The organism is Nocardia transvalensis (genome assembly GCF_015477765.1).
GTDB lineage: Bacteria > Actinomycetota > Actinomycetes > Mycobacteriales > Mycobacteriaceae > Nocardia > Nocardia transvalensis_A.
This window is the reverse complement of sequence record NZ_JADLQQ010000006.1, coordinates 33,305-47,729: the sequence shown is the minus strand read 5'-3', so window position 1 is coordinate 47,729 and position 14,425 is coordinate 33,305. Positions and strand designations below refer to the sequence as shown.

Here is a 14,425-nt window from a genome sequence, read left to right as displayed (position 1 = left end):
CCCGCGTGCTCACGGCACTGCCGAGCGGGTGGACACGGCCAGTTGGGCGCGCATCTTCATGACCTGGCCTGCTCGGCCCGCGCCGACTACCGCAGTGAGGATGCCGTCGGAGAAATAGTGGGCGAGGAATTTGCGGCCGTCGTCGTCGATGATCCGCACCTCGTCGGTGGGCGACGGTGTGCCCAAAACCTGGATTTTCAGGTCGTACTGGTCGCTCCAGACGTAAGGGACCCTGGCCGCGGCCGGTGGTTCGGTGCCCAGTAGCGCACAGGCCAGCAGTTGGGCCTGCTCGCCCGCGTTGGTCCAGTGCTCGACCCGGCGGTGGCCGCCGGTCTCCTGACGCCATGCCGCCACATCGCCGACCGCCCACACCCGTTCGACGGCGGTTCGGCCCACCTCGTCGGCGAGCACGCCGCCGCCCGCGCCGGGATCGGCCAGGGGAATTCCGGAGCCCGCCAGCCACTCGGTCACCGGCGCCGAGCCGACGCCGATCACCACCAGATCGGCGTCGACGGTGCCGCCGTCGGTCAAACGGGCGCCGCGGGCCGAATCATTCTCGACGACAAGGGAGTCCAGTCCCACCCCGCAGCGCAGATCGACGCCCTGATCCCGGTGCAGCCGACCGACCAGCGCACCGACCCGCTCACCCAGCGCCGCCGCCAGCGGTGTCGGCTGCGGTTCCACCAGCACCACATCGACACCCCGGGTCCGGAAGCTGGAGGCGAGCTCACAGCCGATGAATCCCGCGCCCACCACCAGAGCCTTTGTCGCACCGGCCAATCCGTCGCGCAGGGCGGCGGCGTCCTCGTAGCAGCGCAGCACGTATACGCCGGACACATCCGGTAGGCCGGGAATTCGCTTGGGCCGCAAGCCCGTCGCGATGATCAGCTGGTCGTAGTCGAGAGCGGCCCCGTCGGCGAGCAGCAACCGCCGCGACGCGGTATCGACCCCCGCGGCGGCCACACCCAGCCGCAGCTCGATGCCCTGCTCGGTGAAGAATTCGGCGGGACGCAAGGTGGTGTCGTCGGTTTCGCCGCGCACGAACTGTTTCGACAGCGGCGGCCGGTCGTACGGCAGCCGCGATTCGTCACCCACCAGGATCAGGCCACCGGTGTACCCGGCGCGGCGCAGTTGCTCGGCGGTCCGCAGGCCGGCCAATCCGGCGCCCACGATCACGATCGGACTGGTCACAGCACCCCTCCCGGCACCCGCATCACTCCACACAGCCGCACGGCAACCCACCTATTCTAGAACTCGTTCTACTTTCTACGGTGACGCCCACCCTATCCAACGCGCCCGCGTAATTGTTGTCCAGCCGGTATTGATCGGGCGGTCAATCAGAGTTATACCAAGGAGGAACATATCCCTTGCCCATGAGGAGGCACATGATGTTCACCGAGAGTCGTGCGCAGGACTTCGTAGCCGTCGTGCTCGGCGTCTTCACCGCGCTGTCCCCCATCTGGGTCGACACCAGCAACCGGGCGATGTGGACGCTGATCGTCCTGGGTGTGCTCATCGCCCTGACCGGCCTGGCGCAGATCGCGCGTCCGGCACTGGCCGGCCTCGATTACGCGATGGCCTTGTGTGGAGCGCTGCTGTTCATCTCCCCGTGGGTGATGAACTACGACGCCTACAATGGCGCCTCGTGGACGGCGTGGATCGTGGGAGTGCTGACCGTGGTGGTCGCGGTGGCGGCACTGCCACAGGTGGCGGGGCGCCTGCACACAGCGCACTGATGCAGATGCCCAAACCCCATCGAGCGGGGCGTCGCCGGAGCAAGAAGGTCGACGGCGACGCCCGTCAGCTCATTCTGGACGCGGCCGAAAACCTGTTCGCGACACACGGTTTCGACGCCACCGCGACGGCGGCCATCGCCACCGCCGCGGGCGTTCCGAAGGGGCTGGTCTTCTACTATTTCCCCACCAAGGAATCCATCCTGTCGGCCCTGATGGCCGAACGGGTGCCCAACCATCCCATCGACGACATCAATACCGTTGTCACACCGGGTGATCCGGCCCGGAGCCTGGTCAACCTGGATGCCGCACTGAATTTGCGCGACCATCATTCATCGGTGTTGCGCGTCATCATGTGGCGCGAGGCCGACACCCATCCCGATGTTCGAAAGCAGTTGCGCCGCATGCGCGATCAACTGCTGGACATCACGACACGCGTGTTACAGGCCAGCGCCCCCGCCCCGGTACAGCCGGGCACGCTGCGCGCCTGCGCGGGCGCCTGGGTTTCGGCCATGCTGGCCGTCGCCACCACCGATCGGCTGCACACCCTCGACGGCCTCACCCTGCCGACCGCCGACGAGATCTTCAGCATCTCCCAGGTGGTCGCGGCGGGAATGACTCATCTGGGCTGAGCTTCGTCGGGATCGCTCCGCAGGGCCGCCAGGTATTTGCTCGAGTCGAACCAGATCGGGTGTCAGTCAGCCAATAGAGCCGAAACAGGCCATCTTACGGCGCTTTCGACACGCCACCAGCAGGTCTGGGTGCGGCGCAATATTCCGGGCGTGTTTCCGCTGTATTTTCCCCATCTTCCCGAATTCACTACCGGCGTGTCGCATGGATCCGAGCGGCTTTGACACTTGAATACGAACTGGCCAGTCTTCCGTAGCTACGAATTTGCCATGGAGGTTATGGGTGACCAGTCAGGGTTCGGTGAGCAGGCGTGGGAAGACCGGGCGACTATGGGGAGCGCTCGGCGGGGTCGTCCTGGCGCTCGCGACGGTCGCGGGAGCGGCCGCGGAGCCGATCTATCCCCGCCCCGATCCCGACCCCTTCTACGCCGCACCGCCCGACCTGGCCGACTATGCGCCCGGCGATGTCCTGGCGGTGCGGGCGATGCCGCCGCTGCTCTCGTTCCCCGGCACCACCGTCACGCTGATCAAGTTCCGCTCCACCAACTCTCACGGTGATCCGATCGCGGCGACCACCACCGTTCTCACCCCGCCCAATCATCGCCCGGACGGGCCGCTGCTGTCCTATCAGCACATCATCAACGCCCTCGGGACCGAATGCGCGGTGTCGCACGTGCTGTACACCTCCGATCCGAATCTGGCGGTGCGGGAGGCGCCGGCGTTGAATCTGCTCCTGATGCGTGGGTGGAGCGTGGCACTACCCGACCATCTCGGGCCGCAGTTCGCCTACGGTGCAGCACGTTTGGGCGGTCAGATCACGCTGGACGGCATTCGCGCGGTGCATCGGGTGCCGCAATTGCAGGTCGAGCACAGTCCCGTCACGATGGCCGGTTACTCCGGTGGTGGGATGGCGTCGGCGTGGGCGGCGGCGCTGCAACCGCGGTATGCGCCCGAACTCGAGATCGCGGGGGCGGCGATCGGCGGGGTGCCGATGAATCTGGTGACGATGGTGGAAGCGCTGGGCACCAACTCGCATCCGGCGTTCGGGCTCGCCATGGCCGCGGCCATCGGGCTGGAGCGCGAATATCCCGAAGAGTTGCCGGTCAGCGACTATATGAACCCGCGCGGTATCGCGATTCGCAACTCGATGGCCAACGGGTGCACCAATGAGATCCTCGCGGCCGGTGCGGGCCACAATGCCCTCGAACTCGCGGGCAACACCGCGCTGATCAACAGCCCGGACGCCTGGTCGGTGGTGGCCGCGAACAGCCTCGAGCTGTACGACGGCGTGCCGAATATGCCGATTTTGGAATGGCATTCCCCATCGGATCCGCTGATCCCCATCGATGCGATACGCAATACGAACCACCGCTGGTGTGCGGCCGGGGTGCCTCTGCTGGCCGAACTGACGCCGTCGCCGGAACATCTGTCCGCGGCGGTCCTGGGCCTGCCGTCGATGGTGGATTGGCTCGATGGTCGGTTCCGCGGTGAGCCTGCCCCCTCGAACTGCTGACCGCCGAGGTGTCAGGTGACAAATCCGGCAGCGGCAGGAGAATCGCGCCACTCGCTCGTATGGCCTACGGCGCAACAGAGCGGGCTGGCCTAGCATTGGCCACTATGACCGATGCCGACTTCGCCAGTTTCGGGGAACCGAACCGCTCCCGGCCGGAGGGATACCGTCTCACCCACCCGGTCAACGACGCGGGGCAGGCATCGACCAGCGGCCTGACCGGATACGACACCTCCACCGGCCGAACCGGCTTGGGCCAGGACAGCGGCGTGCACTGGACGCAACCGGACGTGGGCTCGCAATGGCCCACGAGTTCCACACCCACGATCACACCCCGCTCCGAAACCCCTACGCCGCGTTCGGAATCGGTCATTTCGTCCCCGGATTCGGTTGCCATACGGCCGGATTCGCGAGGTTCGGCCGAATCCGCATTATCCCGCCACGACGCACAGCAGCGCCCGGAGACCCTCCGCTCCGAGGAGAATCCCTACCGCTCCGAGCCGGATCCCACCGCCCGCCACTCCGATCCGGATCTCGGCCGCCGCATCACCCCGGACGCCACCCGCCGCACCGACTCGACCCACACACGCTGGTCCGACCCCGAACCCGGCCGCCGCACGGACGTGGAGCCCAACCGCCGCACCAATGCCGAGTCCACCCACTGGTCCGACCCGGAACCCGGCGCCCGCGCGAACCTGGAGCCCAACCGCCGCACCAATGCCGAGTCCACCCACTGGTCCGACCCCGAACCCGGCACCCGCGCGAACCTGGAGCCCAACCGCCGCACCAATGCGGAATCCACCCACTGGTCCGACCCCGAACCCGGCACCCGGACGGACCTCGAGTCGAACCGCCACACCGATTCAGAGCCCACCCACCGCTCCGACCCTGGGGCCAGCCGCCGCACGGAACTGGAGTCGAACCGCCACACCGATCCGGAATCCAGCCGCCCCACCAACGCGGAGCCCACCCGCTGGTCCGATCCGGAATCAAGCCGCCACACCGACTCCGAACCCACCCGCCGCTCCGGTCCCGAATCCAGCCGCCACACCAATGCGGAATCCACGCACTGGTCCGATCCCGAATCAGGTCGCCGCACAGACCTGGAGTCCAGCCGCCAGGCCGAAACACCCTCCCCTCGCCGCGCCGCCGAACCCACCCAGCCCCGCCGCGCGGCCAACCGCCACGCCAGCCCCCTGGACGACGCCCCCACCTCCGTCGACATCCACTTGGTGATGCGTCTCCTGCTGGCCAGCCACAACCTCGAACTCGTCGCCAAGAAGGCCGAATCCGGCGACGCCTCCCTCGACGACTTCATCCGCGCCGCCCACCGCACCCGCTCAACCGCCGTAGACCTCGTCTCCGCCTGGTTCGGCGGCACCACCCAAATGCGCCAATTCGCCGAGGCCCTCCTCGCCGCCACCGACCCCGCCTGAGGGGCGGCACGGAACGCGGCCGCCGCGAGACACGAAAAGGGCCGTTCCCCTAGGGGAACGGCCCTTTTGCCGTGGTTACCTTCCGAGGAAGGGCAAGATCACTTGATGATCTTGGTGACCCGGCCGGCGCCGACGGTGCGGCCGCCCTCGCGGATGGCGAAGCGCAGGCCCTCTTCCATGGCGACCGGCTGGATGAGCTTGACGCTCATCTCGGTGTTGTCGCCCGGCATGACCATCTCGGTGCCCTCGGGGAGGGTCACGACGCCGGTCACGTCGGTGGTGCGGAAGTAGAACTGCGGGCGGTAGTTGTTGAAGAACGGGGTGTGGCGGCCGCCCTCGTCCTTCGACAGGATGTACGCCTGGCCCTCGAACTCGGTGTGCGGGGTGGTGGTGCCCGGCTTGATGACGACCTGGCCGCGCTCCACATCCTCGCGCTTGATGCCACGCAGCAGCAGGCCGACGTTGTCACCGGCCTGGCCCTGGTCGAGCAGCTTGCGGAACATCTCGATGCCGGTGACCGTGGTCTTGGTGGTCTCCGGGCGGATGCCGGTGATCTCGACTTCCTCGTTGACGTTGATCACGCCACGCTCGACACGACCGGTGACGACGGTGCCACGACCGGTGATCGTGAAGACGTCCTCGATCGGCATCAGGAACGGCTTGTCGGTCTCGCGGACCGGGTCCGGGATCGACTCGTCGACGGCGTCCATCAGATCCAGCACGGACTGGACCCACTTCTCGTCGCCCTCGAGGGCCTTCAGGCCGGACACGCGCACGACCGGGGCTTCCTCGTCGAACTCCTGGGCGGCCAGCAGCTCACGGACCTCCATCTCGACGAGCTCGAGGATCTCCTCGTCGTCGACCATGTCGGACTTGTTCAGCGCGACCAGGATGTAGGGCACACCGACCTGACGGGCGAGCAGCACGTGCTCACGGGTCTGCGGCATCGGGCCGTCGGTGGCGGCGACCACGAGGATGGCGCCGTCCATCTGGGCCGCACCGGTGATCATGTTCTTGATGTAGTCGGCGTGACCCGGAGCGTCAACGTGGGCGTAGTGCCGCTTCTCCGTCTGGTACTCGACGTGGGAGATGTTGATCGTGATACCACGAGCCTTCTCCTCCGGAGCCTTGTCGATCTGATCGAACGCAAAGCTCTGGTTCAGGTCCGGGTACTTGTCAGCCAGCACCTTGGTGATCGCCGCGGTCAGCGTGGTCTTGCCGTGGTCGACGTGACCGATGGTGCCGATGTTGACGTGGGGCTTCGTCCGCTCGAACTTCGCCTTCGCCACTTGATGTCCTCCTGGACTTGTTGGTGCTTGCTAAGCAGCAGTGCGGTTTGTACTTACAGGGGTCGTGCAGCGCCCGGATTTATTCGCCGGTCGCCTTGGCGATGATCTCCTTCGACACGTTGGCCGGAACCTCCGCGTACGAATCGAACACCATGGAGAAGTTCGCCCGGCCCTGGGTCTTCGACCGCAGATCACCGATGTATCCGAACATCTCCGAGAGCGGAACCAGCGCCTTGACGACACGGGCACCACTGCGTTCCTCCATGGCCTGGATCTGACCACGGCGGGAGTTCAGGTCGCCGATCACTTCGCCCATGTAGTCCTCGGGCGTGGTGACCTCGACGGCCATCAGCGGCTCGAGAATCACCGGACCGGCCTTGCGGGCCGCTTCCTTCAGGGCCTGCGCACCCGCGATCTTGAACGCCATTTCCGAGGAGTCGACCTCGTGGTAGGCGCCGTCGAGCAGCTTGGCTTTCACGTTCACCAGCGGGTAACCAGCGAGAACACCGTACTGCATGGCGTCCTGGATACCGGCGTCGACCGACGGGATGTACTCCTTCGGCACGCGGCCACCGGTGACCTTGTTCTCGAACTCGTAGGTCGCACCGTCCTCGCCGACGAACGGCTCCAGGGCGATGATGACGCGCGCGAACTGACCCGAGCCACCGGTCTGCTTCTTGTGGGTGTACTCGAGCTTCTCGACCGTCTTGGTGATGGTCTCACGGTAAGCCACCTGCGGCTTGCCGATATTGGCCTCGACCTTGAACTCGCGCTTCATCCGGTCGACGTAGATGTCGAGCTGCAGCTCGCCCATGCCACCGATCACGGTCTGGCCGGTCTCGGCGTCCAGCTTCACGTTGAAGGTCGGGTCCTCCTCCGCGAACTTCTGGATGGCGGTGCCCAGCTTCTCCTGGTCGGCCTTGGTCTTCGGCTCGATGGCGACCTCGATGACCGGATCCGGGAAGGTCATCGACTCCAGCACGATCTGGTTCTGCGGATCGCACAGGGTGTCGCCGGTCGTGGTGTCCTTCAGGCCGATGACCGCGTAGATGTGGCCGGCCTGCGCCTCGGTGACCGGGTTCTCCTTGTTGGAGTGCATCTGGAACAGCTTGCCCAGACGCTCCTTCTTGCCCTTGGTCGAGTTGATGACCTGGGCACCGGAGTCGACCTTGCCGGAGTACACGCGAACGTAGGTCAGCTTGCCGAAGAACGGGTGCGTCGCCACCTTGAACGCCAGCGCCGCGAACGGCTCGTTGATGTCGGCGTTGCGGTGGATGACCTCGTCTTCCTTGTTCGGGACGTGACCATCGGTGCCGCCGTCGTCCAGCGGGTTGGGCAGGTAGTCGATGACCGCGTCGAGCATGGGCTGCACGCCCTTGTTCTTGAACGCCGAACCACAGAGCACGGGGTAGAGCTCCGAGTTCACGGTCAGCTTGCGGATGGCGCCCTTGATCTCCTCGATCGAGAGCTCCTCGCCGCCCAGGAACTTCTCCAGCAGCTCCTCGTCCGACTCGGCGACGGCCTCGAGCAGCTCCTGGCGGTACTGCTCGGCCTTCTCCTGCAGATCGGCCGGGATCTCGGTGGTCTCGTAGGACTCGCCGAGCTTGGTCTCGCCCTTCCAGACCTTGGCGTTCATCTCGACCAGGTCGACGATGCCCTCGAAGTCGTTCTCCGCGCCGATGGGCAGCTGAATGACCAGCGGCTTGGCACCCAGACGGTCCTTGATGGTCTGCACGGTGAAGTAGAAGTCCGCACCGAGCTTGTCCATCTTGTTGACGAAGCAGATGCGCGGGACGTCGTACTTGTCGGCCTGCCGCCAGACCTGCTCGGACTGCGGCTCAACGCCCTCTTTGCCGTCGAAGACCGCAACTGCGCCGTCGAGCACGCGCAGCGACCGCTCCACCTCGACCGTGAAGTCGACGTGTCCGGGCGTGTCGATGATGTTGATCTGGTGGTCTTTCCAGAAGCAGGTCGTCGCGGCAGACGTGATGGTGATGCCGCGCTCCTGCTCCTGGGCCATCCAGTCCATCGTGGCCGCGCCGTCGTGGACCTCACCGATCTTGTAGGTGATACCGGTGTAGAAGAGGATGCGTTCGGTTGTCGTGGTCTTACCGGCATCGATGTGGGCCATGATGCCGATGTTGCGGACCTTGTTGAGGTCGGTGAGCACGTCCTGTGCCACGGAAATCTTCCCCGCTCGTAGCTAGTTGGGATTTACGGGAACGACCCTGTCGGGGGTCATCACTTTTTCAACGTCGGGCGCGACGCCGAAGTGCCGCGCCCGACTGTGACTCGCCTCCCGGCGCCGTTCCTTCACCGGCGGGCCGGGTGACTCGTCACCAGCGGTAGTGCGCGAAGGCCCGGTTGGACTCGGCCATCTTGTGGGTGTCCTCGCGACGCTTCACCGAAGCGCCCAGACCGTTGCTCGCGTCCAGCAGCTCGTTGGCCAGACGCTCGACCATCGTCTTCTCACGACGCTGCCGCGCGAAGTTCACGAGCCAGCGCATGGCCAGGGTGTTGGCGCGGCCCGGCCGCACCTCCACCGGCACCTGGTAGGTGGCACCACCGACACGCCGGGGCTTCACCTCGAGGGCGGGCTTGACGTTGTCCAGCGCGCGCTTGAGGGTCACGACCGGATCGGTGCCCGTCTTCTCGCGCGCCTGCTCGAGGGCGCCGTAGACGATGCGCTCGGCGATCGACTTCTTGCCGTCCAGCAGCACCTTGTTGACCAGCTGCGAGACCAGCGGCGACCCGTAGACCGGATCGTTGATCAGGGGACGCTTGGGAGCGGGGCCCTTGCGCGGCATTAGCTCTTCTCCTTCTTGGCGCCGTAGCGGCTGCGGGCCTGCTTGCGGTTCTTCACACCCTGGGTGTCGAGCGAACCGCGGATGATCTTGTAGCGCACACCCGGGAGGTCCTTCACACGACCGCCGCGCACGAGCACCATCGAGTGCTCCTGCAGGTTGTGGCCCTCACCGGGGATGTAGGCCGTCACCTCGACCTGGCTGGTCAAACGAACACGCGCGACCTTGCGCAGCGCGGAGTTCGGCTTCTTCGGGGTCGTGGTGTACACGCGGGTGCACACGCCACGACGCTGCGGGCTCCCCTTCAGGGCCGCGGTCTTCGTCTTCGCGACCTTGTCGCGGCGACCCTTGCGGACCAGCTGGTTGATGGTTGGCATATACCGGCTTTCCTTATTCAGTAACCAGGTGTCTGGAACTCTTCATGTCTGTGTCATCGAGCTTTCACCCGCTCGCCCGAGCCGCGTTCCTCGCGTCCCGAGGTCGGGCGTGTCGCGCGCAGCGCGCACCGCGGTTTCTGGGCACGCTGAAACGGTCGGCCGCTCTCGCTGGCTTACGTCCTGCACACAAGCTTGCCCGCATGCTTCCGGGCACAGCGATCCACGATACCCGTCGGCGCGGCGGGGGGCAAAAGCGGGTGCCCCGTGGTACGCGCGCACGGGCGAAGATATGCGATCTAGCGGGCAAGGTTCAGAGTCAACTCTGCCAGTTTCTTGGCCGGATCGCACGGATTCGGGTGTGCGCCGGGCCGATAGTTGACCCACCAGCCGATGATGCCGGTGTCGGCCGCCGGTGCCATCACGCCGCAGGAGTCGGGGTCGTTGGGCCGTTGTACCTGGATCGAGCGCCGCCCCTGCACATTGGCGTCGGTGGTGATGTAACCCAGCCTGTCGTTGTTCTGTTTCTCGGTGGTCAGGGTACCCATCTCGTACCAGTTCAGCGTGGCCATGGCGTCGCCGCCGGGCGCGCCGACGAGATTCCACATGCACACCGCGCCGTTGAAGGAGCCCATGACCTCCTGCGCGCCGGTGGCCTTGGCGATCTCGGGCTGCGACACCACCTCGCACTCGCGCAGCAGCTTGTCGAAGTTCATGTTCACGCCGCTGCCGCCGGCGGGCTCGGCGGTGCCGGACACGGTGCGTCCGCATCCTGCGGTCGTGGCCAGGACGGCGAACGCGACGAACGCCGTGACCGCGGCTCGTGCTCCCATTGCGCGCCTCATTTCAATCGCTGCACCGTCAGCTCGGCCAGTTTGCGATTCTTGTCGCACGGGGTCGGGCTCGGCTGCCCGAACGCACCCCCGTAGGTCGACCACTCGAAGAAGTCGTCGCCGAGTTGGACCGCCAGATCGCAGATGCCCGACATCAGATCCACGGCTTGGAACCCGGTCTTGCCGCCGACGTCGATGGTCTCCGGATTGCGCCCCTGCGCCGTGACCCAGGCGCGCTCCCGCTCGATCGGGCTGCCGCGGTAGGACGCGAAAGTCACCGACGGACCGTCGATTCCGCCGCCCTGCCAATTGCACCCCACCGAGTTCTTGTAGACATGCGAGATCTGCGCCAGGCCCCCCAGGTCACGCACCTCGTCATCGGTGACATGCCCGCACTCGCCCACGAATGGCCCCAGCGCCGCCACCTTCATCGGCGGCCGCACCGGCGTCGCACCATCATCCGACTCCCCACCGCCCCCACACGCCGTCAACAGCGCTGCCATCGCCACCCCCGTGACAACAGCCGCCGAGATCCTCCGCATAACCCGCACTCTACTGTGATCCGCCCACCCATTCCGGCCACGCAAACGAAGCCCCCGGCCAAAAGCATGCCGGGGGCATTCGAGAGCTGAGCCGCCGGGCATTCAAGAGCTGGGCCGCCGGGGCTATCGAGAGCTGAGCCGCCGAGGCTACCGCGGGCTGAGCCGCCGGGGCTATCGACGACTCAGCCCTCACAGAGCCATCAACACCCTGGCCCTCCCATGTTTTTGGGGAGAGTCAGAGGTTGCCGCGGGCCTCTTGTTCGCGTTCGATAGCTTGGAAGAGGGCCTTGAAGTTGCCCTTGCCGAAGCCTAGGGAGCCGTGGCGTTCGATGAGTTCGAAGAAGACGGTGGGACGGTCGGTGAGGGGGCGGCAGAAGATCTGGAGAAGGTAGCCGTCCTCGTCGCGGTCGACCAGGATGCCGCGGGACTGCAGTTCCTCCACCGGGACGCGGACGTGGCCGATGCGGGCACGCAGTTCGGGGTCCTCGTAGTAGGCGTCGGGGGTGGCGAGGAATTCGATGCCCTCACGGCGCAGCGCGTCGACGGTGGTGAGGATGTCGCCGGTGGCCAGGGCGATGTGCTGCACGCCCGGGCCGCGATAGAACTCGAGGTACTCGTCGATCTGAGACTTCTTGCGCCCCACCGCCGGTTCGTTGAGGGGGAACTTCACGCGATGGTTGCCGTTGGCGACGACCTTGCTCATCAGCGCCGAGTACTCGGTGGCGATGTCGTCACCGACGAATTCGGCCATGTTCTGGAAGCCCATGACGTTGCGGTAGAACTCCACCCACTCGTCCATCTTGCCGAGCTCGACATTGCCGACCACGTGGTCGATCGCCTGGAAGAGCCGCTTCGGCGCACCCTCGCGGGGCACGTAGGTGGAGCGCCTGAAGATGTAGCCCGGCAGATAGGGGCCTTCGTAGCGGGACCGGTCGACCAGCGTGTGCCGGGTCTCGCCGTAGGTGGCCAGCGCGGCCGATCGAACCGTGCCGAACTCATCGGTCTCGTCGTGGGGTTCGACCAGAACGGTGGCGCCGTGGGTGCGCGCCCACTCGACGCACTTGTCGACATCGGGAACCTCGAGCGCGATGTCGACGATGCCGTCACCGTGCCGGTCGTGGTGGGTCACCAGCGGGCTCTCGGGATCCACGGCACCCTTGACCACGAATCGCGCACTTCCGCTGCGCAGCACGAAGGACTTGTGATCGCGATTGCCGGTCTCGGGACCGGCGTAGGCCTCCAACCGCATCCCGAAGGCCGACTCCAGATAGTGCGCGAACTGGGTGGCATTGCCGACCACCCACACCAGCGCGTCCCACCCGATGACCGGGAACGGATCGCTGTCCGGGTCGTGGTCGACCAGGCCGACGAGGCGGCGCAGGTCATCGTCGCTGGGCGCTGCGGACCGGGTGTCCCTGGGAAGGTGCTCGGTAGTCATGCACCTAGGTAATCGCCGGACCGCAAGACTGAGCAATATCGCCGAAATTCGATAGACACCGTGGTGAATTACGTCACCAAGTCGGGCCGTGTGCTGGACAATTTGAATAGATCACCGCGAGCTGAGGAAGAGGACCAATGGGGCGCACTGCCGCGAAGCTTGACGAACTGGACCTGGCGATCCTGACGGCCATGCACGAGTACCAGAAGGCGGGCATTCTCGAACTGTCCCGTCGCACCCGGGTGGCCCGCGCGACGGTGCAGTCGCGGATCGCCCGCATGGAGGAATCGGGGGTCATCGCCTCCTATGATCCGCACATCGATGTCACCGCGGCCGGCTTCGATGTGCAAGCCTTCGTGACCTTGGAGATCGCCCAGGGCGCGCTGGAGGCGGTCGCCGCGGACCTGGAGTCGATCCCCGGCGTGCTGGAAGCGTACGCGACCACCGGATCGGGGGATGTGCTGTGCCGGATCGGCGCCGACTCGCATGCCGGGCTGCAGACGGTGCTGCTGAGCATCGACCGCAGCGCCGCGGTGGTGCGGTCGCACAGCGTGATCGTGCTGTCGACGGTGGTCGCGCACCGCGCGCTGCCCCTGCTGCGCACCCTGACCCCGGCCGGGACGAGCAAGGCCCCCGCCTACCGCAACGCGGGGTCCTGAGCCGTCGTCACCCGGCGAGGTCGCCCTTCGTCACCCGGCGAGGTCACCCTTCGTCACCCGGCGAGCTTTTGGCCGGGTGCCAGGATTTCGATGCTCGGCTCCCGGTCGGCCTCCAGAAAGCCCAGCAGTGCAAGGCCTTCCGCTTCCACGTCCTTGCGCTCGGCGGCCGACCACGTGCGTCCGGGGACGATGCGCAGCCGGGCGCGGGTGCGATCGGTGAAGATCTTGTAGATGCCGGACAGATAGCCGTCGACCAGGATGGGCGAGACCTGGGTGGCCAGGTACTGCAGCGGAGGCGCGGCGGCGTCGGGCACGATCCGGCTGCGGTCCTGGTGCGACAGTACGATGTTGTCGTACCAGCCCAGATAGCGCACGGGCGCGGGCTGGTCCGGATCGGCGAGTTCGGCGTCGGCGGCGTCGTAGAGGGTGCGGCCGCGCTCATCGGTGTAGGTGCGGACGCGGTCGCCGAGCCGCGCCATCGCCTCCTTGATGCCGAGTAGTTTCGACCAGGTCTGCACGTCCATCGTGGTGGCCGGGCCGAAGGCGCGCAGATAGCGAATCACCAACTCTTCCAGGGGATACGACGGGTCGAGCGGGGCGCCCAGCCACGGTTCGATGCGCGACCACACCGGTCGGCTGTTGTTCTTCCACAGCCCGCGCGGCGGGGTCTGCAGGACCGGCAGTTGGTAGAGCCAGGTCTGCACGACCGCGCCCGGATCCCGGTCGGGATACAGCTCGGCCGCCCGCGCCCGCAGCTCGGCCGCGGGCATCGGCTCGTCGCCCAGCACCTGTTCGCCGCGGCGTCGTACCTCCTCCGGGTCGAGGCCGACCATGGCACCGTAGTTGAAACCCTTGCGGAACGGGACCTTTTCCAGCTCCGGCTGGATATGCGGGGCGATGCGCAGCGCGTCCGCGGGCGTGACCATGTGAATGGTGCCTCGCATCAACGTGATTCGCACCAGCGAGCGGTCGGTCAGGCCCGAGGACACGGTGCCGGGCTCGAAATCGGCTATGCGACTCCACAACCCGACGAACGGCGGCGGCACGTCCTGTGCCTGCAGGCCGATCAGATGCTCGCACATCTCGGCGACCGACAGCGTGGTGCGGTGCAGCAGATGCTGGCGGGCCAGCAGGGTGCGGTTGAGCACTCTGTTGGGCACGAGATCGGCGGTCATGGG

Annotated in this window: 14 protein-coding genes; 5 read left to right on the top strand and 9 right to left on the bottom strand. The window is 66.5% G+C overall.

Annotated features, from left to right (window positions below; translation table 11 throughout):
- Positions 1–9 precede the first annotated feature (9 nt).
- On the bottom strand, positions 10–1,191 hold the full coding sequence (locus IU452_RS18335) for an NAD(P)/FAD-dependent oxidoreductase (protein WP_195110311.1): 1,182 nt from the start codon (positions 1,189–1,191) through the stop codon (positions 10–12).
- 197 nt (positions 1,192–1,388) lie between these two features.
- On the opposite strand from IU452_RS18335, the gene IU452_RS18330 reads away from it, so the two are divergent.
- The 4 genes from IU452_RS18330 (at position 1,389) to IU452_RS18315 (ending at position 5,308) form a co-directional block, all read left to right on the top strand.
- Positions 1,389–1,736 (top strand): SPW repeat domain-containing protein, encoded by a 348-nt coding sequence (locus tag IU452_RS18330; protein WP_195110310.1) that lies wholly within the window; start codon positions 1,389–1,391, stop codon positions 1,734–1,736.
- Positions 1,736–2,365 (top strand): TetR/AcrR family transcriptional regulator, encoded by a 630-nt coding sequence (locus IU452_RS18325; protein ID WP_195110309.1) that lies wholly within the window; start codon positions 1,736–1,738, stop codon positions 2,363–2,365. The genes IU452_RS18330 and IU452_RS18325 overlap by 1 nt, the downstream gene beginning before the upstream one ends.
- Before the next feature lie 298 nt (positions 2,366–2,663).
- A complete protein-coding gene (locus tag IU452_RS18320; RefSeq protein WP_195110766.1) occupies positions 2,664–3,875 on the top strand; it encodes a lipase family protein in 1,212 nt (403 codons plus the stop codon).
- Positions 3,876–3,979: 104 nt separating this feature from the next.
- On the top strand, positions 3,980–5,308 hold the full coding sequence (locus IU452_RS18315; protein WP_195110308.1) for a hypothetical protein: 1,329 nt from the start codon (positions 3,980–3,982) through the stop codon (positions 5,306–5,308).
- 98 nt (positions 5,309–5,406) lie between these two features.
- Here IU452_RS18315 and tuf read toward each other — a convergent pair whose 3' ends face one another.
- From tuf to hppD, 7 genes are all read right to left on the bottom strand, one after another.
- Complete coding sequence (tuf, locus tag IU452_RS18310) at positions 5,407–6,597, bottom strand: elongation factor Tu (protein WP_195110307.1); 1,191 nt, start codon at positions 6,595–6,597, stop codon at positions 5,407–5,409.
- Positions 6,598–6,676: 79 nt separating this feature from the next.
- The gene (gene fusA / locus IU452_RS18305) at positions 6,677–8,728 is read right to left on the bottom strand and encodes an elongation factor G (RefSeq protein WP_228818310.1); all 2,052 of its coding nucleotides are present in this window, start codon (positions 8,726–8,728) and stop codon (positions 6,677–6,679) included.
- A gap of 205 nt (positions 8,729–8,933) precedes the next feature.
- Positions 8,934–9,404 (bottom strand): 30S ribosomal protein S7, encoded by a 471-nt coding sequence (gene rpsG / locus IU452_RS18300; RefSeq protein ID WP_195110305.1) that lies wholly within the window; start codon positions 9,402–9,404, stop codon positions 8,934–8,936.
- Positions 9,404–9,778, bottom strand: coding sequence for a 30S ribosomal protein S12 (rpsL, locus tag IU452_RS18295; protein ID WP_011211612.1), 375 nt, complete (start codon positions 9,776–9,778; stop codon positions 9,404–9,406). The genes rpsG and rpsL overlap by 1 nt, the downstream gene beginning before the upstream one ends.
- Before the next feature lie 296 nt (positions 9,779–10,074).
- Positions 10,075–10,608: a DUF3558 domain-containing protein gene (locus IU452_RS18290; protein ID WP_195110304.1), complete on the bottom strand. Its 534-nt coding sequence runs from the start codon at positions 10,606–10,608 to the stop codon at positions 10,075–10,077.
- 8 nt (positions 10,609–10,616) lie between these two features.
- Positions 10,617–11,150 (bottom strand): DUF3558 domain-containing protein, encoded by a 534-nt coding sequence (locus IU452_RS18285; RefSeq protein ID WP_195110303.1) that lies wholly within the window; start codon positions 11,148–11,150, stop codon positions 10,617–10,619.
- Between the two features lie 235 nt (positions 11,151–11,385).
- On the bottom strand, positions 11,386–12,588 hold the full coding sequence (hppD, locus tag IU452_RS18280) for a 4-hydroxyphenylpyruvate dioxygenase (protein ID WP_195110302.1): 1,203 nt from the start codon (positions 12,586–12,588) through the stop codon (positions 11,386–11,388).
- 137 nt (positions 12,589–12,725) lie between these two features.
- Between hppD and IU452_RS18275 the strand changes: the two genes are divergently transcribed.
- Complete coding sequence (locus IU452_RS18275) at positions 12,726–13,247, top strand: Lrp/AsnC family transcriptional regulator (RefSeq protein WP_195110301.1); 522 nt, start codon at positions 12,726–12,728, stop codon at positions 13,245–13,247.
- Positions 13,248–13,300: 53 nt separating this feature from the next.
- On the opposite strand, the gene IU452_RS18270 is transcribed toward IU452_RS18275, so the two are convergent.
- Positions 13,301–14,422, bottom strand: a complete 1,122-nt coding sequence (locus IU452_RS18270; protein WP_195110300.1) for a winged helix DNA-binding domain-containing protein — start codon at positions 14,420–14,422, stop codon at positions 13,301–13,303.
- Positions 14,423–14,425: the final 3 nt, after the last annotated feature.

Coding starts and splice junctions, on each gene's coding strand:
- IU452_RS18330 (WP_195110310.1), top strand. CDS start 1,389: ATGTTCACCGAGAGTCGTGCGCAGGACTTCGTAGCCGTCGTGCTCGGC.
- IU452_RS18325 (WP_195110309.1), top strand. CDS start 1,736: ATGCAGATGCCCAAACCCCATCGAGCGGGGCGTCGCCGGAGCAAGAAG.
- IU452_RS18315 (WP_195110308.1), top strand. CDS start 3,980: ATGACCGATGCCGACTTCGCCAGTTTCGGGGAACCGAACCGCTCCCGG.
- fusA (WP_228818310.1), bottom strand. CDS start 8,728: ATGGCCCACATCGATGCCGGTAAGACCACGACAACCGAACGCATCCTC.
- rpsG (WP_195110305.1), bottom strand. CDS start 9,404: ATGCCGCGCAAGGGCCCCGCTCCCAAGCGTCCCCTGATCAACGATCCG.
- rpsL (WP_011211612.1), bottom strand. CDS start 9,778: ATGCCAACCATCAACCAGCTGGTCCGCAAGGGTCGCCGCGACAAGGTC.
- IU452_RS18290 (WP_195110304.1), bottom strand. CDS start 10,608: ATGGGAGCACGAGCCGCGGTCACGGCGTTCGTCGCGTTCGCCGTCCTG.
- IU452_RS18285 (WP_195110303.1), bottom strand. CDS start 11,150: ATGCGGAGGATCTCGGCGGCTGTTGTCACGGGGGTGGCGATGGCAGCG.
- hppD (WP_195110302.1), bottom strand. CDS start 12,588: ATGACTACCGAGCACCTTCCCAGGGACACCCGGTCCGCAGCGCCCAGC.
- IU452_RS18275 (WP_195110301.1), top strand. CDS start 12,726: ATGGGGCGCACTGCCGCGAAGCTTGACGAACTGGACCTGGCGATCCTG.
- IU452_RS18270 (WP_195110300.1), bottom strand. CDS start 14,422: ATGACCGCCGATCTCGTGCCCAACAGAGTGCTCAACCGCACCCTGCTG.